This is a genomic window from Methyloversatilis thermotolerans, assembly GCF_000372885.1.
GTDB classification, from domain to species: domain Bacteria; phylum Pseudomonadota; class Gammaproteobacteria; order Burkholderiales; family Rhodocyclaceae; genus Methyloversatilis; species Methyloversatilis thermotolerans.
Map to the genome: position 1 here is coordinate 640,222 of NZ_KB889967.1, position 21,550 is coordinate 661,771.

The 21,550-nt window shown below is 65.2% G+C and carries 19 protein-coding genes; 15 read left to right on the forward strand and 4 right to left on the reverse strand.

What is annotated here, in order from left to right; translation table 11 throughout:
* The first annotated feature begins 33 nt into the window (after positions 1–33).
* Positions 34–1,707: a formate--tetrahydrofolate ligase gene (locus A3Q7_RS0102510; protein ID WP_018410279.1), complete on the forward strand. Its 1,674-nt coding sequence runs from the start codon at positions 34–36 to the stop codon at positions 1,705–1,707.
* A 290-nt stretch (positions 1,708–1,997) separates the two neighbouring features.
* Here the strand turns inward: A3Q7_RS0102510 and A3Q7_RS0102515 are convergent, their stop codons facing one another.
* Positions 1,998–2,627 (reverse strand): ANTAR domain-containing response regulator, encoded by a 630-nt coding sequence (locus A3Q7_RS0102515; RefSeq protein ID WP_018410280.1) that lies wholly within the window; start codon positions 2,625–2,627, stop codon positions 1,998–2,000.
* Positions 2,624–3,793 (reverse strand): transporter substrate-binding domain-containing protein, encoded by a 1,170-nt coding sequence (locus A3Q7_RS0102520; RefSeq protein ID WP_018410281.1) that lies wholly within the window; start codon positions 3,791–3,793, stop codon positions 2,624–2,626. Before A3Q7_RS0102520 ends, A3Q7_RS0102515 begins: the two co-directional genes overlap by 4 nt.
* Positions 3,794–4,060: 267 nt before the next feature.
* On the opposite strand from A3Q7_RS0102520, the gene A3Q7_RS0102530 reads away from it, so the two are divergent.
* The 14 genes from A3Q7_RS0102530 (at position 4,061) to A3Q7_RS0102595 (ending at position 17,642) form a co-directional block, all read left to right on the forward strand.
* The gene (locus A3Q7_RS0102530) at positions 4,061–4,501 is read left to right on the forward strand and encodes a N N-dimethylformamidase small subunit (protein ID WP_018410282.1); all 441 of its coding nucleotides are present in this window, start codon (positions 4,061–4,063) and stop codon (positions 4,499–4,501) included.
* Between the two features lie 122 nt (positions 4,502–4,623).
* Positions 4,624–7,020 carry a N,N-dimethylformamidase beta subunit family domain-containing protein gene (locus A3Q7_RS0102535; RefSeq protein ID WP_026224401.1) on the forward strand — a complete coding sequence of 799 codons (2,397 nt, stop codon included), beginning with the start codon at positions 4,624–4,626 and terminating at the stop codon, positions 7,018–7,020.
* Between the two features lie 63 nt (positions 7,021–7,083).
* A complete protein-coding gene (locus A3Q7_RS0102540) occupies positions 7,084–8,097 on the forward strand; it encodes a Rieske (2Fe-2S) protein (protein WP_157278072.1) in 1,014 nt (337 codons plus the stop codon).
* A complete protein-coding gene (locus tag A3Q7_RS0102545) occupies positions 8,090–8,779 on the forward strand; it encodes a tetratricopeptide repeat protein (RefSeq protein WP_018410285.1) in 690 nt (229 codons plus the stop codon). The genes A3Q7_RS0102540 and A3Q7_RS0102545 overlap by 8 nt, the downstream gene beginning before the upstream one ends.
* A 1-nt stretch (position 8,780) precedes the next feature.
* Complete coding sequence (locus A3Q7_RS0102550; protein WP_018410286.1) at positions 8,781–9,074, forward strand: hypothetical protein; 294 nt, start codon at positions 8,781–8,783, stop codon at positions 9,072–9,074.
* Positions 9,075–9,477: 403 nt separating this feature from the next.
* Positions 9,478–10,653, forward strand: a complete 1,176-nt coding sequence (urtA, locus tag A3Q7_RS0102555; RefSeq protein ID WP_018410287.1) for an urea ABC transporter substrate-binding protein — start codon at positions 9,478–9,480, stop codon at positions 10,651–10,653.
* A gap of 96 nt (positions 10,654–10,749) precedes the next feature.
* Positions 10,750–11,247 (forward strand): urease accessory protein UreE, encoded by a 498-nt coding sequence (locus A3Q7_RS0102560; RefSeq protein WP_018410288.1) that lies wholly within the window; start codon positions 10,750–10,752, stop codon positions 11,245–11,247.
* The gene (locus A3Q7_RS0102565; protein ID WP_018410289.1) at positions 11,237–11,983 is read left to right on the forward strand and encodes an urease accessory protein UreF; all 747 of its coding nucleotides are present in this window, start codon (positions 11,237–11,239) and stop codon (positions 11,981–11,983) included. The genes A3Q7_RS0102560 and A3Q7_RS0102565 overlap by 11 nt, the downstream gene beginning before the upstream one ends.
* A 17-nt stretch (positions 11,984–12,000) precedes the next feature.
* Positions 12,001–12,705, forward strand: coding sequence for an urease subunit beta (locus tag A3Q7_RS0102570; protein WP_018410290.1), 705 nt, complete (start codon positions 12,001–12,003; stop codon positions 12,703–12,705).
* A gap of 31 nt (positions 12,706–12,736) precedes the next feature.
* On the forward strand, positions 12,737–14,449 hold the full coding sequence (ureC, locus tag A3Q7_RS0102575) for an urease subunit alpha (RefSeq protein ID WP_018410291.1): 1,713 nt from the start codon (positions 12,737–12,739) through the stop codon (positions 14,447–14,449).
* Between the two features lie 4 nt (positions 14,450–14,453).
* The gene (ureG, locus tag A3Q7_RS0102580) at positions 14,454–15,095 is read left to right on the forward strand and encodes an urease accessory protein UreG (protein ID WP_018410292.1); all 642 of its coding nucleotides are present in this window, start codon (positions 14,454–14,456) and stop codon (positions 15,093–15,095) included.
* Positions 15,085–15,972 (forward strand): urease accessory protein UreD, encoded by an 888-nt coding sequence (locus A3Q7_RS0102585; protein ID WP_018410293.1) that lies wholly within the window; start codon positions 15,085–15,087, stop codon positions 15,970–15,972. Before ureG ends, A3Q7_RS0102585 begins: the two co-directional genes overlap by 11 nt.
* Positions 15,973–16,171: 199 nt before the next feature.
* Positions 16,172–17,119, forward strand: coding sequence for a tRNA 2-thiocytidine(32) synthetase TtcA (ttcA, locus tag A3Q7_RS19280; protein WP_018410294.1), 948 nt, complete (start codon positions 16,172–16,174; stop codon positions 17,117–17,119).
* A gap of 25 nt (positions 17,120–17,144) precedes the next feature.
* A complete protein-coding gene (locus A3Q7_RS0102595; protein WP_018410295.1) occupies positions 17,145–17,642 on the forward strand; it encodes a low molecular weight protein-tyrosine-phosphatase in 498 nt (165 codons plus the stop codon).
* A 67-nt stretch (positions 17,643–17,709) separates the two neighbouring features.
* Here the strand turns inward: A3Q7_RS0102595 and A3Q7_RS0102600 are convergent, their stop codons facing one another.
* Both A3Q7_RS0102600 and A3Q7_RS0102605 read right to left on the reverse strand, forming a co-directional pair.
* Positions 17,710–18,225 (reverse strand): SRPBCC family protein, encoded by a 516-nt coding sequence (locus A3Q7_RS0102600; RefSeq protein WP_018410296.1) that lies wholly within the window; start codon positions 18,223–18,225, stop codon positions 17,710–17,712.
* A gap of 147 nt (positions 18,226–18,372) precedes the next feature.
* Complete coding sequence (locus A3Q7_RS0102605; protein ID WP_040570664.1) at positions 18,373–21,309, reverse strand: Rne/Rng family ribonuclease; 2,937 nt, start codon at positions 21,307–21,309, stop codon at positions 18,373–18,375.
* Between the last annotated feature and the right edge of the window lie 241 nt (positions 21,310–21,550).

Below are 21,550 nucleotides of genomic sequence, written 5' to 3' on the forward strand. Positions count from 1 at the left end.
ACACGCTATTTGAACTGAACGGAAAAAACCAATATGGCATCCGATATCGAAATCGCGCAGCAGGCCAAGATGCAGCGCATCAGCGAGGTGGTCGCGAAGCTGGGCATCCCGGAAGACGCGATCGAGCCCTACGGTCACTACAAGGCCAAGGTGTCGCTCGAGTACCTGAACAGCCTCAAGGACCGTCCGGATGGCAAGCTCATCCTGGTGACCGCGATCAGCCCGACGCCGGCGGGCGAGGGCAAGACCACCACCACCGTCGGTCTGGGTGACGCGCTGAACCGTATCGGCAAGAAGACCATGATCTGCCTGCGCGAACCGTCGCTCGGCCCGGTATTCGGCGTCAAGGGCGGTGCCGCGGGCGGCGGCTACGCGCAGATCGTGCCGATGGAAGACATCAATCTGCATTTCACCGGCGACTTCCACGCCATCGGTGCCGCGCACAACCTGCTGTCCGCGCTGATCGACAACCACATCAACCACGGCAACGAGCTGCGCATCGACCCGCGCCTCATCCAGTGGAAGCGTGTGGTCGACATGAACGACCGCGCACTGCGCAAGATCACCATCGGCCTGGGCGGCACCGCCAACGGTTTCGTGCGCGAAGACGGCTACGACATCGTGGTCGCGTCCGAAGTCATGGCCATCCTGTGCCTGGCCAATTCGCTGACCGACCTCAAGGAGCGCCTGGGCCGCATCATCATTGGCTACACGATGGGCGACAAGAAGCCGGTGTACGCCAGCGACCTGAAGGCGCAGGGCGCCATGGCCACGCTGCTCAAGGACGCGATCAAGCCGAACATCGTGCAGACGCTGGAGAACAACCCGGCCATCATCCACGGCGGTCCGTTCGCCAACATCGCGCACGGCTGCAACTCGGTGTCGGCCACCAAGGCCGGCCTGAAGATGGCCGACTACGTGGTGACCGAAGCCGGCTTCGGCGCCGACCTGGGCGCCGAGAAGTTCATCGACATCAAGTGCCGCATGGCCGGGCTCAACCCCGCCGCCGTCGTGCTGGTCGCCACCATCCGCGCGCTCAAGTTCCACGGCGGCGTGAAGAAGGAAGACCTGAACCAGGAAAACCTGGCCGCGCTGGAAAAGGGCATCGTCAACATCGAGCGCCACCTGAAGAACATCACCGAGCACTACGGCCTGCCCTGCGTCGTGTCGGTGAACCACTTCACCTTCGACACCGACGCCGAAATCGCGCTGCTCAAGAGCCGCATCGAAGCGCTCGGCGGCAAGTTCGTGATCGCCCGTCACTGGGCGCACGGCGGCGCCGGCGCCGAGGAACTGGCGCGCATGGTGGCCGACATCTGCGACAAGGCACCGGGCAAGCACCAGTTCGTCTATGACGAGAACGCCACGCTGCAGGACAAGATCACCACCATCGCCACCAAGATCTACGGCGCAGGGCAGGTGACCTTTGCCGACGCGGCGCGCAAGCAGCTCGAGGCCTGGAACGTCGACTACGGCAAGTTCCCGGTGTGCATGGCCAAGACCCAGATGTCCTTCTCGGCCGACCCGAACGCGAAGGGCGCACCGAGCGGCCACACGCTCAATGTGCGCGAAGTGCGCCTGGCCAACGGCGCCGGTTTCGTGGTCGCCATCTGCGGCGACATGATGACCATGCCGGGCCTGCCCAAGGCGCCGGCCTCGGAAAAGATCGACATCGACGAGCATGGCAAGGTGTCGGGTCTGTTCTGAACGCTCGCTTCTGATCGCCGTTTCGCAGCAATGAAAAGGCCGCTCTTGAGCGGCCTTTTCTCTTGGGGACTGCATTTTTGCGATGGCCGACGCCATCTGTAGTCGAAATTCTTCGCGTGGTGAGAGCTGATCGAGGGCTCGCTGTCAGAACTCCTTGGAATCCTCTCGGCCTGCCGCGCCTGCTCACGCGCCGTATCCCCAATTCCAGTTCCGCTCGAAACACTAACCGAGTGAATTCCAGAGACAAATAATGCGCGCTGAACCAGTGGCGTACTGGACGCCACTTTCAACTAACCGGAGAGTATTGAGTTGGCATGAATGATCGCCCGCGCGATCTCTTCGGTCGGCACGCGCTTGCTCATCGCCTGTTCGCGGATGATCTTGTAGGCCTCGGCGTCGCTGACGCCGCGGGTGCGCATCAGGATGGCCTTCGCGTCATTGATCTGGTTCACGCTGAGCAGCTTCTGCTCCAGCCGCTGCACGCGCTTGCGGTAGCCGCGCATTTCCTGCGTCAGGCCCATGGTGAGCACCAGCGACGCGAGCACGCCGGTGGAGCGCACCGGTGAGCTGAGCACCCCGGTCGCGCCCAGGCGCAGCATCACTTCGAAGATGGTCGGGTTCTCGTAGCCGACCACGGCGATGACTGCGGGCGGCTGTTCGAAATTGCTGAAGTTCAGCGGCGCATGCATTTCGTTGGACTGGATCGCGTAATAGACCACGTCGACCTTGTCCGGAATGTCCTCGACCGGCGGCCAGAAGGTCTGCACCTGACAGCCTATGCGCTTCAGTTGCTGGATGAGCACCTCGCCGTCGGCATCGCGTGGATGCAGCACGACGATGCGCAGATTGCGCAACTGCGACAGGAATTCGGGCGTGATCCGCTTGCCGGCACGTCCGCTGTTGCGGGGTGGTGTGCTCACGATGAGGCTTCTTCGCTCGAATTCATGCGCAGCCGGGTGCTCCAGTCGTCGAAGGAGTGGCTGACCAGATAGGGATCCGCATCCACGCCGCCCGGCGTCTCCGCCAGGATCGTGAACTGGCCGCTGCCATTCACGCGACCGATGCGCGGGTAGAGCCGGGCGTGGTGATTCTGCGGCAGGATGCGGATGCGGCCCTGCGGTGCTTCGAACTCGCGACCGAGCACATGCGGCAGCAGGATGTCATGTTCGTCGCTGCCGGCTTCGCGGAAGGCGTCGGCGAACACATGCACCTGGTAGTAGGACGACTCCCAGCTCATGTTCGGCTGCACCTGGGTGCCGAACAGCTTGCGGAACAGCGCGACGCAGTCGCGGTTGCGTTGCGTGTCTATCGACTGGAAGTAGGTACCGGCCGTGTAGTGCCCCTCGGCCAGCCGTATGCCCATTTCCGACACTTCCTCCTCGCTGGTGCACAGGCTGGCGATCGGCATGGTCTGCGGATCGAAGCCGGCATCGGCATAGGCCTGGTAGAGCATGCGGGTGGTCTTGCCCACCATGGTCGAGAAGATGAAATCGGGCCGCTTCGCCTTGATGTCCTTCATGATGGGCGTGAAGGCACTTTCCTGCGCATCCAGATGCACATACCTTTCACCGACCTTGGCACCGCCCTGCCGATGGTGCACGAAGTCGCTCATGATGCGGTTCGATTCGTACGGGAAGATGTAGTCGCTGCCTATCAGGTACACCCGCGCACCGAAATGGCTGGACATGTAGTCGGCGAGCAGCGCGCTGTTCTGGTTCGGCGCGCCGCCGGTGTAGATGATGTTGTTCGAGAACTCGAAGCCCTCGTACATGGTGGGGCAGAACAGCAGACGGTTCCAGCGCTCGACCACCGGCAGCACCGCCTTGCGCGTGCTCGACATGTAGCAGCCGAATATGACGTTGACCTTGTCCTCCTGAACCAGGCGGGTGGCCAGGGTGCGGAACATCTGGGGGCTGGATTTCGGGTCGTAATAGACCGGCACGAGTTCGCGGCCGAGTATTCCGCCGGCATCGTTGATCTCGCGGATGGCGAACAGCGTGCCTGCGAGCATCGTGTTTTCGATGCGCGCGGTGACGCCTTCGCGGGAGAACAGGACGCCGACCTTGATCGGATCGGTTGTGGTCACGGAAGTGCTGCCGGAAAAGGAATGGGTGCAATCGATACTAGCAGAGCTTGACCTGGCGAAAGACCTTGTCTAGCATCAACTCATCGCATCCCGCCGCCAGCACTGCCGGCCGGATGACGGGCAAAAAGGCCTGCACGGATCTCCGGATCCGGCAGGCCTTTTTGTTTTTCCGACCCGTTTCCTCTTCCGCAATCAGGTATTCCGCCCCGGTCAGCGTCGGCCGGTCGCGACAGGCTTCCGACCATTCAACTCTTCAGGAGAAACGCTGTGATTTCCATACCCAGGAAAGGCACGCCCGAGCGCGACCGGCTCATCCAGGAACACCTCGATTGCGTGAAATCGATGGCAGGCGTGGCCGGGTTTTCGGTGCTCAAGTGCGCCACGCCGGGCGATACCACCGAAATCAGCGGTGGCGTGCACGAGGATCCGCTGCTCAAGCGCGTGCTGCTGCGCATGCGGGGCACATCGCCCAAGGGCAAGCTGATCGTGATCTGCACCCAGGTGGACGCCGAGTGGCGCATCGGCCGGCTGTCCGGCATACGCGGCGTGCCGCCCACCTTCGTCGACGACACGATCTATACCAGCGAACAGGACATCCAGCACGCCGTCTTCCTGATGCGCCTGGACGAGATGGAGGAAAGCGACGGCATGCCCGAGCACTATCACGAAGGCTACAAGCGGCGCGACGACAACTGGCCGGCCACCTGATCGCCGCCACGCGCCGACGCGCGCGGCGACGGGTCTGAACGGCCGCCGCGAACGTCTTCCACCCATTCACTGCTTATGCATCCGAGCCCGCGGAGGGCGGCGCTCGGCCAGGAGAAACGAATATGTGTGCAATGCGACTGACCGGATATGCCGACAAGTTCAGCGTTCATCCGGGCGACACCATCAAGTTCCATGTCAATTGCGACGGGCCGGCGAAGTACCACGCATCCATCGTGCAGATGATCAACGGCGACACCAATCCGCGCGGCCCCGGCTTCATCGAGAAGCCGGTGCAGGCCGATTGCGAGGCCGACTACGATGGCATCAAGCAGGTGGTGTACGGCGGCTCGTACGGTTTCGTGCCGGATGCGCCGCAACTGAACCCGGACAGCTTCACGCTGCAGTGCTGGATCTGGCCCACCACGCCTCGGACCGACAAGCGTTACTGGAAGCATGGCCCCCAGGGGCTGCTGACCAAGTGGTCCGGCGGCAAGGGTTACGGCCTGTTCATCAACACCGACGGCTGTGCCGAACTGCGCATCAATGGCGAAACCTACACCACCGGTGCGCCGCTGCGGGACCACGCCTGGCACTTCATCGCCGCCAGCTTCGACGCGAACACCGGCGAGGTGGTGCTGTATCACGAACCTCAGGTGGTGTATGCGCTCGACCCGGACATCCCGCCGGTCAGGGCGACGTTCAAGGGCAAGGTCGAGCACACCGATCTGCCGCTGGTGATCGCCGGTCATGTCGACCATGTCGATACGGGTCCGCTGGGCCTGTCGTCGCTGCCGCAGGGCGTCATCGTTGGCGGCCACTACAACGGCAAGATCGACAGCCCGCGCCTGTGCAACCGCGCGCTGTCGCGCTTCGAGATCGAAATGATGAAGGGCGGCGTGCAGCCGGGCCTGACCGAGCGCCGCAATGCCGGACCGACCGGCGCCCTGTCGGAAGCCATCGTCGCCGCCTGGGATTTTTCGGATGGCATCGACACCCTGGTGGGCAAGGATGCCGGTCCGTACAAGTTCCACGCCACACTGGTGAATTGTCCGACCCGCGCGCTGACCGGCTACAACTGGGCCGGCCAGACCTTCGACTGGAAGGTGGCGCCGAAGGAGTACGGTGCCATCCATTTCCACGACGACGACCTGGACAACGCACGCTGGCAGGTGAGTTTCGAATGGACCGTGCCCACCGGCATCAAGAGCCGGTTCTACGCCGCCAGGCTCACCACGCCCGAGGGTGACGAAGACTACATCCCGTTCTGGGTGGTGCCCAGGATAGGACAGGAACAGTCGAAGATCGCGGTCATGGTGCCCACCATCAGTTACATGGCCTACGCCAACGAGCATGTGGCGTGCAATGCCGGCGGCGCCGAACTGTTCGTCTATCGCGTGCCCATCATGCAGCAGCAGAACATGTTCCTCGCCGAACACCGCGAGTACGGCGGCTCCATCTACGACACCCACACCGACGGCAGCGGCATCTGCCTGTCGTCGCGGCTGCGTCCCATCCTCAGCATCCGCCCGAAGTACGACCACTTCCTGGCTCAGGCACCGTGGCAGTACCCGGCCGATCTGCATCTCATCTGCTGGCTGGAAACCCTGGGTTACGAGTACGACGTGTTTACCGACGAGGACGTGACCTACGACGGTCTGGCCAGGCTGGAGAACTACAACGTCATCATCACCGGTTCGCACCCCGAGCACAATTCGGGCAGCCAGCTCGACGCCCTGCACAACTATACGCAGCGCGGCGGCCGCCTGATGTACATGGGCGCCGACGCGTGGTACTGGGTGCATTCCTTCCATCCCGCCTATGAGCATCTGGGGCGCGGCGTTATGACCGAAATGCGGCGCTGTGAATCCGGCATCCGCACCTGGCGCGCCGATCCGGGCGAGTACTACCACCAGGGCACCGGCGAGCTGGGCGGCATGTGGCGCTACCGTGGCCGCTATCTGCATTCCGTGGCGGGTGTGGGCATGTCGTCGGAAGGCTTCGACATTTCGTCCTACTTCTCGCGTACGCCGGAAAGCATGGATGCACGGGTGAGCTGGGCCTTCGAAGGCATCAGCTACGACGAGAAACTGGGCAATTTCGGTCTGGTCGGCGGCGGTGCCGCCGGTCTGGAACTGGACATCGTCGACACCATGCTCGGTTCGCCGCCGCACATCCTGACCGTGGCCACCTCGGCCGGCCGTCACACGGAAGCCTATCTGCTGGTGATGGAGGACTTCGGTTTCAACCAGCAGGGCCTGGACGGCACCGTGCATCCGCGCGTGCGCGCCGACATCACCTTCCATGAGACGCCGAATGGCGGCGGCTGCTTCGCGTTCAGCTCCATCGCCTATTGCGGTTCGCTGCCGTGGAACAACTGCGACAACAACATTTCGCGTCTGACCCGCAACGTGCTCGACCGCTTCATGCAGGACGGCCCGCTGCCGGCTGCACCGCAGGAGGCCTGGAAGCACCGCGGCCGTGCCGATTACGAGTCGCCGGCGCTGGCCTCTTCGCGCTGACCGGACGCATGTCCGCCCGCCCGTCCGCTGCGGACGGGCGGGTGGCTGCACAGGAGAATGGACATGACATGCACCATGGATGAGGTGGCGCAGCTTGCAGTCGTGGGTGGGCGCGGGCTCAACGAAGGCGGCGCGTCGCGCGCACTCGACTTCGCGCGCGCCGAGGATGAGGCGATCTGGACGCGCGAATGGGTGTGCGTGGGACTGTCGTCGGAAATCCCCGAGGCGGGCGATCTGCTGCCCTACACGGTGGGCGATCACGCGGTCCATATCCAGCGGATGGGGGATGGCCGGCTGGTCGGACGTTTCAACAAGGCACAGCACGGCGGCTGTCGCGTCGTGCCGCTGCAATGCCGGCAAGGGGCGAAGACGCCCTGTTCGTTTACGTCCTGCGGGCACAGTCTGGATCGACCTGTGATACGCGCCGGCGAACTCGACGATGGTACGCCGCACATGTTCCAGTATCTCGGGCTGCGGCCGGAACGACTTCTGCCCGTGCGCACGGCTGCTTTCGGGCCGCTGCTGTTCGTCCATCTCGAGCCTCAGGGTCCGGGCTTCGCCCGCAGTGAGGCGGCGCTGGCGCACTGCGTGCCGGCGCTCGCCGCGGGTGACGCCTCGGTCATGGCGGACACGATGGAATGGGTGGATTGCGAGGCGAACTGGAAGCAGGTGGCGGCCCAACTGCTTGACTCGGACAGGAAGGCTACGCAGCCGGACGGGCCGGTGTTCTCCGCTGACCGGGCGGAGGGCGAGGTCGCCGTACTGCATTTTCCGAATCTGGTCCTGATGCGCAGTGCCGACAGTCTGTGCGCCGTGGTGCTGCAGCCCGTCGCCCTGGCGCGCACGCGCTGCCGCTTCGCGCTGCTGTCGGGCGGAGATGGCGTGGCATGGCGCGAGCGGCTGGCTGCGCGTCTGGCCGCCGCACAGCGTACGCAACGCCAGCTCGAGCGGTGCGGCAGCGCAGACAGCTCCGCGGCGGATGACAGGCCCGATGCGCGCGGGCGCTGGCTGCTGCAGGTCGTGCTTGAGCGAGTGAGGGCACGCACGACGATAGACGAAGGAGCGATCCATGGATGAGGTGATCGAGACGTGCGTGTCGCTCGCCGATGCGGTGACGGCCTATCGCAACGGCGACGCAGCGGCGTTCGCGCTGTTCCGCGATTGCGCCGAGCGCGGCGACGCCGAGGCGCAGGCGTGGATGGGCGCGTTGTACGCCAATGGCGAAGGAGTGCCTGCCGATCTGGTCCAGGCGCTGGACTGGTACCTGCTCGCCGCAGCGGGCGGGCATGTGCCGGCGCAGACCAATGCCGGCGCCATGCTCATGATGGGGCAGGGCTGCTCGCCCGATGTCGCGCAGGGACTGCACTGGCTCAGGAAGGCCGCCGAAGCCGGCGATGCGATGGCGCAGAGCAATCTGGCTACCGTGTACTTCAAGGGACTGGGCGGGGAGCGTGATGAGTCGCTGGCCCTGCACTGGTACCGGCGTGCCGCCGAGCAGGGGCACTTTCCGTCGCAGGCCAGGCTGGGCTTCATGTATGGCAACGGGCTGGGCGTGGAAAAGAACAGGGCCGAAGCCTTCGCGTGGCTTTCGCTCGCCGCGCAGCACGGCGTGGGCAGTGCGCTGACCGCGCTCGAAGGCATGCTGGGGCAGATGTCGGCGGAAGAGAAGCAGAAAGGGGCGGCGTTGTTCGACCGCTGGCGCACACGTACCGCCGCCGTCAGCTCGCCCGCCCGGCTGATACCGGTACCGGAGCCCTGACATGAGCTACAGCGTGCAGCAGATCAAGTTCGAGTGCTTCAGTTACATCAAGGAATTCGGCGCGCGCATGGAAGACTGGTCGATCGGCGTGGCGGACGATCCGGAACACGCCTTGTTCGGCTTGTGCGGCGTTCATCCCGAACGCGACATCTGGTTGTGGAAGCCGGCGCTGTCGCCGCATGCGGCGCGTGCCGTGTATGAGTTCATGATCTCGCGCTATCGCCTGCATCCGGCGCCGGCTTCAAGCGCATCCAGTGCAGGACGTTGCGTCTTCATGTACCGGCGCATGGGGTAGGGCGGGTTCGCCTGGTCGCCGCGGCGGGCGGGCACTTGCCGTCGCATGCTGGAACGCGGTGCACGAGAGCGCGGTGCAGGAGAGCGTTTTTTCATGCGCCATGACATGGGTATTGTCCGGCGTTGCGGGCGGCGCCTGGCCGGAAAATTTTTTTCCGGATTTCGCGTGTCGACGCTTGACGGCACGGATGGGCCTTCCTAGTATTGACTCAACTTTCCGCGTTGCCAGCATTGCCGGCGCGGAACAAAGGCAAAAGGGCCTGCCCTGGATCTCCGGATCCGGGCAGGCCCTTTTTTTTCGCCTTTGCGCTGTTCGATCCCGTAGCACCGCACCGGCAATGACGACGGTGCATTCGCAAGCTCCCCATTCGATTTTTCCTTTCAACATTGCATCGAGGTAGGACATGAAGAATCAACTCAGGCGGGACATCGTCAAGGGCCTCGCGCTCGCTTCGGTCGCCGGACCGTGGATGGTGCGCAATGCGCTGGCGGACGATACGGTGAAGGTGGGCATCCTGCATTCGCTGACCGGCACCATCGCACTGGCGGAGGCGTCGGTCGTGGACGCGGAGAAACTCGCCATCGACGAGATCAATGCGTCGGGCGGCGTGCTCGGCAAGAAGATCGTGCCGGTGGTCGAGGATGGCGCGAGCGACTGGCCGACCTTTGCCGAGAAGGCGCGCAAGCTGCTCGACCGCGACAAGGTGGCCGCGGTGTTCGGCTGCTACACCTCCGCTTCGCGCAAGGCCGTGCTGCCGGTGTTCGAACAGATGAAAGGGCTGCTGTACTACCCGACCTATTACGAGGGCCAGGAACAATCGCCCAACATTCTCTATACCGCACATGAAGCCACGCAGCAGTGCATACAGGCATGCAACTGGCTGCTCGCCAACCGCGGCAAGACCTTCTATCTGATCGGCTCGGACTACATCTGGCCGCGTGTCACCAACAAGATCGCTCGCCCCACCATCGTGAAAGGGGGCGGCAAGGTGCTGGGTGAGGAATACCTGCCGCTGGGCAGCACCAACTTCGGCTCCACCATCAACAAGATCAAGGCGACCAAGCCGGACATCATTCTCAGCACCGTGGTGGGCGGATCCAACGTCGCCTTCTACAAGCAACTGAAGGCGGCCGGCGTGAACTTCAACAAGACCGCGGTGATGGCGCTGGCCGTGTCGGAAGAGGAGGTGTCGGGCATCGGCAAGGAGAATGTGCAGGACGTGCTCACCTGCATGAGCTATCTGCAGAGCCTGGACAATCCGGCCAACAAGAAATTCGTCGCAGCCTTCAAGGCGAAGTATGGCGACAAGCGCGTCACCGGCGACACCCTGGCCAGCGCCTATACCGCGGTGTACCTGTGGAAGATGGCGGTGGAGAAGGCGAAGAGCTTCGATGTCGACAAGGTGGTGGCGGCTTCGGCCGGCCTCGAATTCGAAGGGCCGGAAGGCAAGGTGAAGTTCCACGACAGCAATCACCATCTGTGGAAGCAGGCGCGCATCGGTTCGTTCAATGCCGATGGCCAGGTGAAGCTGTTGTACGAGTCGCCGCTGATCGAACCCAATCCGTATCCGACGCTGTGACCAGGGGCGCCCGCCGCCTGGGTGCGCGGGCGCGCACGCCGGGCGGATGCCGCATCGCGCGGCGTCCGCCATCGGCCAACGATCCGGGATCCCACCATGCTCAGACTGACAGACATCGTCGGCCATGCGACCGACGCCGATATCGCCGAGCGCCTGCACCAGATGGAACATGACGGCGTGGTCGAACGCATCCACCTGTCGCGCCGTGACCTGTCGCGTCGGCGCCAGCGGGTCACCACCGATCGCGGCACCGAAGTTGCGCTCATGCTGGACCGCAGTTCGGGGCTGGACAATGGCGCGGTGCTGCTGCTCGAACCGGCGCGCGCGGTGCTGGTCGTGCTGGACGAGCCGCAGTGGCTGGTGCTCGGTGCGACGAGTGCGGCGGGCGCGCTGGAAGCCGGCTACTTTGCCGGCAATATGCACTGGAAGGTGCGCTTCGATGGCGAGCGCCTGTGGGTGCTGCTGGAAGGTCCACGCGACGACTATCTGAAACGTCTTTCTCACCTGCTCGCGCGCGGTCACGCGCAGGTGATCGATGCGCCGCCGGCACCGGCTGCCGGCGTGCGCTATCTGGCGGTGCCCCATGCGCACTGACGCGCCGGTTTCCGACGCCGTTGGCGGCTGGCCGGCTGACTCCGGCGATGCGCTGTCCATGCTGGGCATGCTGCAGTTCGCCGACAGCTTCTTTCCGAGCGGGGCGACCTCGTTCTCGTGGGGGCTGGAGTCGCTCAAGCTGGACGGCCGGGTGGGCAACGCAGAACAGGTGTTCGAGGTGCTGTGCGCGCATATCGAACAGCGCTGGGCGGGATTTGACCGACCGCTCATGCATGCGGCGCGCGAGGCCTGGGTGCAGCGCGGCGCGGCGGCGCTGAACGAAGCGCTGGAACTGGACCGCGTGTGCGAGGCGATGAACCTGTCGCGCGGCTGGCGCGACGCAAGCCGCCGCCTCGGCTTCACGCAGTTGCGCGTGCACGCCGACCTCGGCCTGGGCATCGCCCAGGTCTATCTGGATCAGGTCCGCGCAGCCGGAATGCCCGGTCATCTGCCCGTTGTGCAGGGCTTGATCTGGGGAGCCTACGGTCTGGGCGCCGAGGGTTGCGATGCGATGGCGGCGAGCGGTCTGTGTACCACGGTCGTCGGTGCCGCGCTGCGCCTGGGCCTGATCGGACATACCGAGGGGCAAAGGCTGCTCGCGCGCACGCGGCCACTGGTCGCGCGCGTCATGGCCATGCCTCCATGCGGGGTCGATGCGCTGTGGAGCGGGGCGCCGCTGCTCGATGTCGCGGCGATGCGCCACGAAGCCCGTGCGGGCCGGCTGTTCGCGAACTGATATCTGGAGAGGGCTGCATGCTGCTGACACCGACCGAACTGGAAAGACTGACGATATTCAACGCGGCCGAACTGGCGCGCCGACGGCGCGCGCGCGGCCTGAAGCTGAACTGTCCCGAGGCGATTGCGCTCATCGTGGACGACATCCTGGAGGGCGCGCGCGACGGACGCAGCGTCGCCGAACTGATCTCATACGGTTCGCAGATACTGAACAGCGACGATGTGCTGCCCGGCGTCGCTGCGCTCATGCCGATGATCCAGGTCGAAGCGAGCTTCCCGGATGGCACCAAGCTGGTGACCGTGCACGATCCGATACGGCCTGGACCCGACACCGTGATGCAGGCGACGCCCGATCGCGTACCGGGTGAAATCATTCCGGCCGACGGTCGCATCGAGCTGAACCCCGGTCGCCGACGCATGACGCTGCGCGCGCTGAATACCGGCGACCGGCCGATACAGGTGGGCAGTCATTTCCATTTCTTCGAGGTGAACCGTGCGCTTGAATTCGACCGCGCGCAGGCCTGGGGCATGCATCTGGATATCGCCGCCGGCACAGCGGTGCGCTTCGAACCGGGCGAGGACAAGGAGGTGACGCTGGTCGCCTTCGGCGGCAGCGGCGAGGTATTCGGACTGAACCGCCTGGCCGACGGCCCGACCGCCGACAGCGCCGGCCTGAACGACGCGCTGGCCCGCGCGCGCGCCGCAGGATTTCGCGGCGCATGAACCGATCACCACTGTACAGGGAGGATTCCGGATGGCATGGCTGACCCGACGCGACTACGCGGCGATGTACGGGCCGACCCGCGGCGACATGATCCGCCTGGGCGACACCTCGCTGCTGGCAGAGATCGAGCACGACTACTCGACGCCGGGTGATGAGTGCCTGCATGGCGGCGGCAAGACGCTGCGCGACGGCCTGGGCATGATGGCCGGGCTCACCTCGGAGCAGGGCGCGCTCGACATGCTGATCAGCAACGTTGTCGTGATCGATGCCGTCGCGGGCATCGTGAAGGGCGACATCGGCATCAAGGACGGCCGCATCGTCGCCATCGGCAAGGCCGGCAATCCGCATGTGATGGATGGCGTGCATCCGCAGCTCGTGGTCGGCAACGCGACCACGGTGCGCGACGGCGAGGGCCTGATCGCGACAGCGGGTGGGCTGGACGTGCACGTGCATTTCGATTCGGCGCAACTGGTCGAGCACGCGCTGGCGTCCGGCATCACCACGATGTTCGGCGGGTCGCTTGGCCCGATCACGGTCGGCATAGACTGCGGCGGTGCCTGGAATGTCGGCCGCATGCTGCAGGCCTCGGAACAGTGGCCGATGAACTTCGGTTTCCTCGGCCGCGGCAACTCGTCGCGCCCGGAGTCGCTGGTGGAACAGATGAAGGCCGGCTGCATCGGCCTGAAGATCCACGAGGACTGGGGCGCCACGCCAGCCACCATAGACACCTGCCTGTCGGTGGCCGACGAGATGGATTTCCAGGTGCAGTTGCACACCGACACGCTGAACGAATCCGGCTTCCTGGAGGACACGCTGGCAGCTACCCGCGGGCGCACCATACACATGTACCACACGGAAGGAGCAGGCGGCGGTCACGCGCCGGACGTGATCTGCGTGGCCGGCATGCCGCACTGTCTGCCATCGTCGACGAATCCGACCAATCCGTACACCGTGAATACCTTCGACGAGCACCTGGACATGATCATGGTGTGTCACCACCTGAACCCGGCAGTGCCCGAGGACGTGGCGTTCGCGGAAAGCCGCATCCGCGCGCAGACCATCGCCGCCGAGGACGTGCTGCACGACATGGGCGCGATATCCATGCTCGGCTCGGACAGCCAGGGCATGGGCCGCATCAATGAGGTGATCTGTCGCACCTGGCAGCTCGCCAGCAAGATGAAGGACCAGTTCGGCCGCCTGCCGGAGGAGACCACGCGCAGCGCGGACAACGAACGCATCCTGCGCTACATCGCGAAATACACCATCAATGCCGCACGCTCGTTCGGCGTCGATCAGCACGTCGGCTCGCTGGAGCCGGGCAAGATCGCCGACATCGTGCTGTGGCGTCCCGCCTTCTTCGGCATCAAGCCGGAAATCGTGGTCAAGGGCGGTTTCATCGCCTGGGGCGCGATGGGTGATTCGGCGGCGTCGCTGATGACCTGCGAGCCACTCATCATGCGGCCGCAGTGGGGCGCATTCGGGCGCGCGCCGCAGGGCCTGTCGGCGAACTTCGTCTGCGCCGCGTCGCTGGACAGCGACCTGCACGGCCGCCTCGACCTCCGCAAGGCGCTGCTGGCCTGCAAGGGTACGCGCACCCTGCAGAAGGCGGACATGGTGCGCAACGCCGCCTGCCCGAACATTTCGGTCAATCCGCAGACCTTTGAAGTCAGCGTCGACGGGCGCGTGATCGGCTGCCCGCCGGCCGACCGCGTGCCGCTCAACCGTCTTTACATGCTGAGGTGATGCCATGTCCGCACAACTGAATCCGCACGCACGGCCGCGTGGCGCGGCACGGGTCGGCATCGGCGGCCCGGTCGGCTCCGGCAAGACCGCGCTGCTCGAACAGCTCATTCCGCGCTTCATGGCGCGCGGTACCGATATCGCGGTCATCACCAACGATCTGGTGACCGCCGAGGACGCGGAACGCGTGCGCCGCAGCGGCCTGATCGCCCCGGAGCGCGTGCTGGCGGTGGAAACCGGCGCCTGCCCGCATACCGCGATACGCGAGGATCCGACGCTCAATCTCGCTGCGGCCGACGAACTGGATCGCGCCTATCCCGGGCTGGAGCTGATCCTGATCGAAAGCGGCGGTGACAATCTCGCTTCGTCGTTCTCGCTCGATCTGGTGGACTACTGGCTGTTCGTGATCGATGTCGCCGGTGGCGACGACATTCCGCGCAAGCGCGGGCTGGGCGTATTGCAGTGCGACCTGCTGGTGATCAACAAGGTCGATCTGGCCCCGCATGTGCGGGTGAACCTCGATCGCATGGTGAGCGAGGCGCACGAGGTACGCCTCGGGCGTCCGACACTGCTGACCAATTGCGCGCACGGCGATGGCGTGGACGCGGTGGTCGAACGCATCGCGCAGGAGGTGCTGTTTGATCGCTGAGCCGGCACTGGCGGATGCAGTCCTGCGCACGGCACCGGATGCCGCGCTGCGCGCGGATGCGCGACGCTGCGTCGATCTGGCGTTTGCGCGAGAGGCGTCGGGCCGCGGCTATCTCGCCCGTCAGTTCGTCGCCTATCCGGTGCATGTCGGTCGCGCGCTTCATGTGGATGCGGCAGCGCGCGATCTGTGCGTGGTGTATCTGCAGTCGGTATCGGGTGGCCTGTTCGAGCATGAGCGCCTGGCCGGAAGCATAGAGCTGGCTGCCGGCGCGCGCGCGCATGTCGCGACCCCCGCGTCGACCATCGTGCATGCGATGCAGGGCGGCTGTGCGCTGCAGTCCATGCGCTTGCAGGTGGCGCCGGATGCGTTGCTCGAATACATGCCGGCGCCGCTCATCCTGTTTCCGGGCAGCCATATGGTGAGCGACATCGAGGTCGAGCTGGCCGATGACGCGCGGGTCATCGTCGCCGACAGCTTTCTGGCGCACGACCACGAAGGCGGCGACGGCAGTTTCCGGCGCATCGAATCCGCGATGACGGTGCGCGCGACGGACGGCAGACTTCTGGCACGCGAGCGCATGTGTCTGGATGGCGCACTGTGGCGCACGAATTCGGCCGGCGGTCATGGCGGTCTGCGCATGCACGGCACCCTCTGGATGCTCGGCCGCGGCGCGGATGCGGGTCTGCTGGCCGAACTGCGCGCCCTGCCGCAAGGTGCGGGCTGCCTCGCCGGTGCCAGCCTGCTGCCGCATTCGGCGGGCATCGTGTTCCGCGTACTGGCCAGTGACGCGGTGGGGCTCGAGCACCTGCTGCATGCCGCCTGGAGGGCAGCGCGCATTCATTTCACCGGCGCGGCGCCGGGGCTGCGACGACGCTAGCGTCGCGGCAGACAGGTCCCGTTGGCGGGGTGCGGCGGATGGCGGAAGGGGCAAGCCGTCGCACCTCGTCTGCGGGGCCCCGTGCGAACCGGCGGCTGAGGTATTCGGCCACCATTTCCGTGAGCAAGGACGCGGAAGCGCGAGGGCCGCACCGGTATAATCCGGCAGTTCCATTTTGCGCCCCCCAGGCGAGCCCGCCATGTCGCCGTCCATTCTCGAAGCGCCGGTGCCCACCGCCGAAACGCTGTCCAACAACTTCCTGAAGTTCCGCAAGCGGCTGGAGCGTGCCGCGGGGCAGGCCATCGCCGATTACTCGATGATCGAGGACGGCGACGTGATCATGGTGTGCATGTCCGGCGGCAAGGATTCGTACACGATGCTGGAACTGCTGCGCGGCCTGCAGGCGCGCGCGCCGGTGAAGTTCCGCCTGATCGCGTTCAATCTCGACCAGAAGCAGCCCGGCTTTCCGGACCACGTGCTGCCGGCGCACTTCGAGTCGCTGGGCATCGAGTACCGCATCGAGACCGAGGACACCTACTCCATCGTCAAGGACAAGATACCCGAGGGCAAAACCACCTGTGGCCTGTGTTCGCGGCTGCGTCGCGGCATCATCTACCGGGTGGCGTCGGAACTGGGTGCGACCAAGATCGCGCTGGGCCACCATCGCGACGATCTGCTGGAAACGCTGTTCCTGAACATGTTCTTCGGCGGCAAGATCAAATCCATGCCGCCCAAGCTGGTGAGCGACGACGGCCGCCACATCGTGATCCGCCCGCTGGCCTATTGCACCGAGCGCGATATCGAGCGCTTCGCGCGCGTCATGCAGTTCCCCATCATCCCGTGCAATCTGTGCGGTTCTCAGGAGAATGCGCAGCGCAAGCAGGTGAAGGCGATGCTGCAGGAGTGGGCCCGTCTTTATCCGGGGCGCATCGAATCGATGGCAACTGCGATGCGCAATGTGGTGCCGTCTCACCTCGCAGACGCCCGGTTGTTCGATTTCGCAGGCCTGGCTCCGGGCAGTGCCGTGGAAGAGGGAGATACCGCATTCGACCCGCTTGAGTTGCCGGTCCGCAACTGGAGCGAGGAGGAGGGGCTGGCTGCCATCGCGGTACGCACCGATGCGAAGGTCGGGGACGACTGTGCTTGAACGCCTGTTGCGCAGGGGCCGCAGGATGGATCAGGATGCTGAAGTGAAGATTCTTCTCTGCTGCATGGGCAACATCTGCCGTTCCCCGACAGCGGAAGGCGTGATGCGCGCGCGGCTCGAATCGGCCGGCCTGGCGCAGCGCATCTGGGTGGAGTCCGCGGGGACGCATGCCTATCACGTGGGCAGCCGCCCTGATCCGCGCGCGCTCGACGCGGCAGCCGCGCGCGGCATAGACCTTGCCTCCATCCGCGCACGCAAGGTGACGACTGACGATTTCGAGCGCTTCGACCGCATCTATGCGATGGACCGAGACAACCTGCGCAATCTCGAAAAAGTCTGCCCGCCTGCGATGCGGCACAAGATTGCGCTCTTCCTGTCACATGGTCGCCGCTTCGGAGAACAGGAAGTGCCCGATCCGTACTATGGCGGACCGGCGGGATTCGAACGCGTGCTGGACCTGATCGAGGATGCCGCGGACGGCCTGCTGCAGGAACTGAGGCAGGTGCTGACGCAACTGCGTTGACGCGGAGCGACCCGTCCGCGGCCGCTCCTTGAACGCTGCAGCCGGTCTGCATGACCGGCCTGCAGAATCACTTGTCCAGCAGTGCCTTCAGATTGTTCAGGCCGTCGGTATAGACCTTCTTGATGGTGCCGGTGGCCGCCTCGTCGTCCTTGCCGGCGGCCGGGTGCTCGCTCGGGTCGGCGCGGAAGAACACGCCTTTCCATTCCACCGTCGAACCGCCGCCCTCCGCCGGCTTCACCGTGATGGTCGACTTGTACTTGCTCACCGGCAGCGCGCCGCCATCCTGTGCCGTATAGGTCAGGCTGCGGTCGGCATCGGACATCGCTTCCAGCTTCTCGACCACCTCGCCGCCGCCCTTGATCTTCAGCGTGCGTACCGATCCGATGTCGCTGCCGGCGGTGGCGCTGCTGCTTTCGACCGCCGGATGCCAGGACTGCAGCTGGGTGAAGTCCTTCACCTTGGCCCACACCGCATCCGGGCTGGCCTTGAGCGTGACGGTTTCATTGGCCTTGAGACGTGACGGACCGTGGGCGAATACGGTGGTGCTGGCGACGACGGCGAGCAGTGCTGCAAACAGACGCATGGAGAATCTCCTCGTTTTGTTGTGATGAAAAGGCGTGGCAGTGTCGGTGAAAAAGCGTCTTTCGGCTAAGGGAAATACCCCCGAGCACGGGTGTGAACGTAAAAAAAGCCCGGACCTCAGTCCGGGCTTCGATTCATGCGGCGAAGGTCAGGGATTGCGCGTCTCGACCTGCTGCATGGGTTCATTGTTGATGACCGGCGTGGCACGGCGCGGACGTCCCAACCGGGGCGTTTCGACCTCTACCGTCTCGCTTTGCGCAGCACGTTCGGCCGATGTTTCCACCATGACCAGACCGCTGGCGGCCAGTGTGTCCTGCAGGGCGGGGGCGGGCTCCACCGGGGCCTGTCCGGGCGCTGCGGTCGGCAACGACGGTGTCGGCGCGGCGGCGACCAGGCTTTCCATCGCACGCACCAGCGTCGACTCATCGCTGCCATTCAACGGCGTCGCTGCGACCGGGCTGGCCACCGGCTCAGCCGACGCGGCGGTGATCGCCGGTTCAGGGGTGTCCGCCACTTCCGGCGCGACGTCCACCGCTGGCCCATCATTGTGGCTCACGACCTGCGATGCGTCGTTAGCGACCGTTGCATCCACCGTGCCCGGCTCCGGCAAGGCTGCCGTATCCGGTGCGTGCAGCGGAAGTGCAGCCTGGATTTCACGTTCCGGTTCGGCCGGCACCACCGCCTCGACCACAAGGGCCGCCGGCGCGTTGGCCGCGGTTTCGTTGGCGGCGGGACTTACGTTCAGGTCCGCTGCCACGGCGTTGTCGGCAACGGCAGCTTCGCCGGCAGTTGCTTCCGCAACCTGGCCTTCGACTGCATCGGGACGGCGTTCGCCGCGTTCGCGACGCCCGCCGCGACGACGACGGGTACGCGAGCTGCGTTCCTCCCCGCCCTCAGCCGGTGCGGTGCTCTCGGCCAGCGGCGCGCCATTCAGCGGAAGATCGGCTTGTGCCGGTTCGCGCGCCGTATCGTTGGCTGCACGTTCCCGTGGCTGACGCGGCTCGCGCGCCTCTTTGGGTTCGCGCGGCTCGCGCGGCTGACGCGGTTCGCGCGGCTCGCGGGCTACGGTTTCGCTCTGTTCCGGACGCGCCTCACGGTTGTCGCGACCTTCCCGCGGCTCGCGGGGTTCGCGCGGCTTGCGTTGGCCATCGCGTCCTTCACCCTTGTTCTGCGCGTCGCGCGGCTCGCGTCCTTCGCGGGGTTCGCGCGTCTCACGCCCTTCACGGCTGTCGCGTCCATCCTTGCGATTGCGGCTGCGTCCGCCGCGCTCCTGGCCTTCGCCGCGCGGCGTGCGCTCGCGCGTGGGCGCAGGCTTGGCGGCCGGTGCCGGCGCCGGTTCAGCCGCCTGAGTCGCGGGGCTGCCGAGGAACCACGCGGCGATGCGCTGGAACAGTCCGCCCTTGGATGCCGGCACCGGCGCGGTTACCGCGACCGGCACGCTGGGCGCCGGCTCGGCGACCACCGGAGCAGGCTGATCCGGCGTGATGTGCTTGATCGCGGCTTCCTGGCGCTTCGGCCGCTCATCGGCCGGTATGGCCGACGGCGGCTGATAGCTTTCCGTCGCGGGGTGGCTGGCCATCTGGTAGGAGGGCGGTGTCGTGCCTTCCTGATTCAGCTGGTCGTGGCGCAGACGGATGATTTCGTGCGCCGGCGTTTCCAGGTGCTTGTTCGGGATCAGTACGATGTTCACCTTGTGGCGCAACTCGATCGCATTGATGTCGGCGCGCTTCTCGTTCAGCAGGAAGGTGGCGACATCGACCGGCACCTGGGTGTGTACGGCGCCGGTGTTCTCCTTCATCGCCTCCTCTTCGAGGATGCGCAGGATGTGCAGCGCCGCCGATTCGGTCGAGCGGATGTGGCCGGTGCCATTGCAGCGCGGGCACGGGATGTAGCTGGTTTCGGCCAGAGCCGGGCGCAGCCGCTGGCGCGACAGCTCGAGCAGGCCGAAGCGGCTGATCTTGCCCATCTGGACGCGCGCGCGGTCGTGATGCAGCGCGTCGCGCAGCCGGGTTTCCACCTCGCGCTGGGCGCGCGGGTTTTCCATGTCGATGAAATCGATGACGATGAGGCCGCCAAGGTCGCGCAGGCGAAGCTGGCGCGCGATCTCGTCGGCCGCCTCACAGTTGGTGCGCAGCGCGGTTTCCTCGATGTCGCTGCCCTTGGTCGAACGACCCGAGTTCACATCGACCGCCACCAGTGCCTCGGTATGGTCGATCACGATGGCACCGCCCGACGGCAGGTTTACCTGCCTCGAGTAGGCGGATTCGATCTGGTGCTCGATCTGGAAACGGGAGAACAGCGGGACATCGTCGCGGTAGCGCTTTACGCGGGCCACATTGCCCGGCATCACGTGTTCCATGAAGGTGTAGGCCTGGTCGTACACCTCGTCGGTATCGATCAGGATTTCGCCGATGTCGGGCTGGAAGTAGTCGCGGATGGCGCGGATCACCAGACTGCCTTCCTGGTAGATCAGGAAGGCGCCGGTCTGCGACTGGGCTGCACCTTCGATGGCGGTCCACAGTTGCAGCAGGTAGTTCAGGTCCCACTGCAGTTCTTCCGCGTTGCGACCGATGCCGGCAGTGCGGGCGATCAGGCTCATGCCGGAGGGCACTTCGAGCTGATCCATGGTTTCGCGCAGCTCGGCGCGATCGTCACCCTCGACGCGGCGCGAAACACCGCCGCCACGCGGGTTGTTCGGCATCAGCACCAGGTAACGCCCGGCCAGCGAAATGAAAGTGGTGAGGGCGGCGCCCTTGTTGCCGCGTTCGTCCTTGTCGATCTGGACGATCAGTTCCTGGCCGACCGACAGCGCGTCCTGGATGCGCGCGCGGCCGGGTTCGAGGTCGGGCTTGAAATAGGACCGGGATACTTCCTTGAACGGCAGGAAGCCGTGGCGGTCTGCGCCATAGTCGACAAAACACGCTTCGAGGCTGGGCTCGATGCGGGTGATGACGGCCTTGTAGATGTTGCTCTTGCGCTGTTCCTTGCTGGATGACTCAATGTCGAGGTCAACCAGCTTTTGACCGTCGACAATCGCAACGCGCAGCTCTTCGGCCTGCGTTGCGTTGAAGAGCATTCGTTTCATCAACTTCTCCCGCGCGCACCGCACACGGGCAGGACAAACCGCTCGTCAGTGAATAACGTCTATCTAGTCGGCTGCAATCGGTACTTTTCGATGGGAACGGACGGGGGACGTGGAGGGGTCTGCCAACTCTCAATGCATCCGCGCTTTCGCGGCTGCCTGGGGGATTCTGCCTGTACGGTACTCGCGCTACTCAGTACACTCGCTACTTTGGGTGAGCGGGATTAACCCGTGATCCGGTTTC

Excerpts from the sequence above, each read along its gene's own strand:
- A3Q7_RS0102570 (WP_018410290.1), top strand. The coding sequence starts at position 12,001 with ATGCTGCTGACACCGACCGAACTGGAAAGACTGACGATATTCAACGCG.
- ureG (WP_018410292.1), top strand. The coding sequence starts at position 14,454 with ATGTCCGCACAACTGAATCCGCACGCACGGCCGCGTGGCGCGGCACGG.
- A3Q7_RS0102550 (WP_018410286.1), top strand. The coding sequence starts at position 8,781 with ATGAGCTACAGCGTGCAGCAGATCAAGTTCGAGTGCTTCAGTTACATC.
- A3Q7_RS0102510 (WP_018410279.1), top strand. The coding sequence starts at position 34 with ATGGCATCCGATATCGAAATCGCGCAGCAGGCCAAGATGCAGCGCATC.
- A3Q7_RS0102535 (WP_026224401.1), top strand. The coding sequence starts at position 4,624 with ATGTGTGCAATGCGACTGACCGGATATGCCGACAAGTTCAGCGTTCAT.
- ureC (WP_018410291.1), top strand. The coding sequence starts at position 12,737 with ATGGCATGGCTGACCCGACGCGACTACGCGGCGATGTACGGGCCGACC.
- A3Q7_RS0102600 (WP_018410296.1), bottom strand. The coding sequence starts at position 18,225 with ATGCGTCTGTTTGCAGCACTGCTCGCCGTCGTCGCCAGCACCACCGTA.
- A3Q7_RS0102605 (WP_040570664.1), bottom strand. The coding sequence starts at position 21,309 with ATGAAACGAATGCTCTTCAACGCAACGCAGGCCGAAGAGCTGCGCGTT.
- A3Q7_RS0102560 (WP_018410288.1), top strand. The coding sequence starts at position 10,750 with ATGCTCAGACTGACAGACATCGTCGGCCATGCGACCGACGCCGATATC.
- A3Q7_RS0102545 (WP_018410285.1), top strand. The coding sequence starts at position 8,090 with ATGGATGAGGTGATCGAGACGTGCGTGTCGCTCGCCGATGCGGTGACG.
- A3Q7_RS0102565 (WP_018410289.1), top strand. The coding sequence starts at position 11,237 with ATGCGCACTGACGCGCCGGTTTCCGACGCCGTTGGCGGCTGGCCGGCT.
- ttcA (WP_018410294.1), top strand. The coding sequence starts at position 16,172 with ATGTCGCCGTCCATTCTCGAAGCGCCGGTGCCCACCGCCGAAACGCTG.
- urtA (WP_018410287.1), top strand. The coding sequence starts at position 9,478 with ATGAAGAATCAACTCAGGCGGGACATCGTCAAGGGCCTCGCGCTCGCT.
- A3Q7_RS0102595 (WP_018410295.1), top strand. The coding sequence starts at position 17,145 with ATGGATCAGGATGCTGAAGTGAAGATTCTTCTCTGCTGCATGGGCAAC.
- A3Q7_RS0102540 (WP_157278072.1), top strand. The coding sequence starts at position 7,084 with ATGACATGCACCATGGATGAGGTGGCGCAGCTTGCAGTCGTGGGTGGG.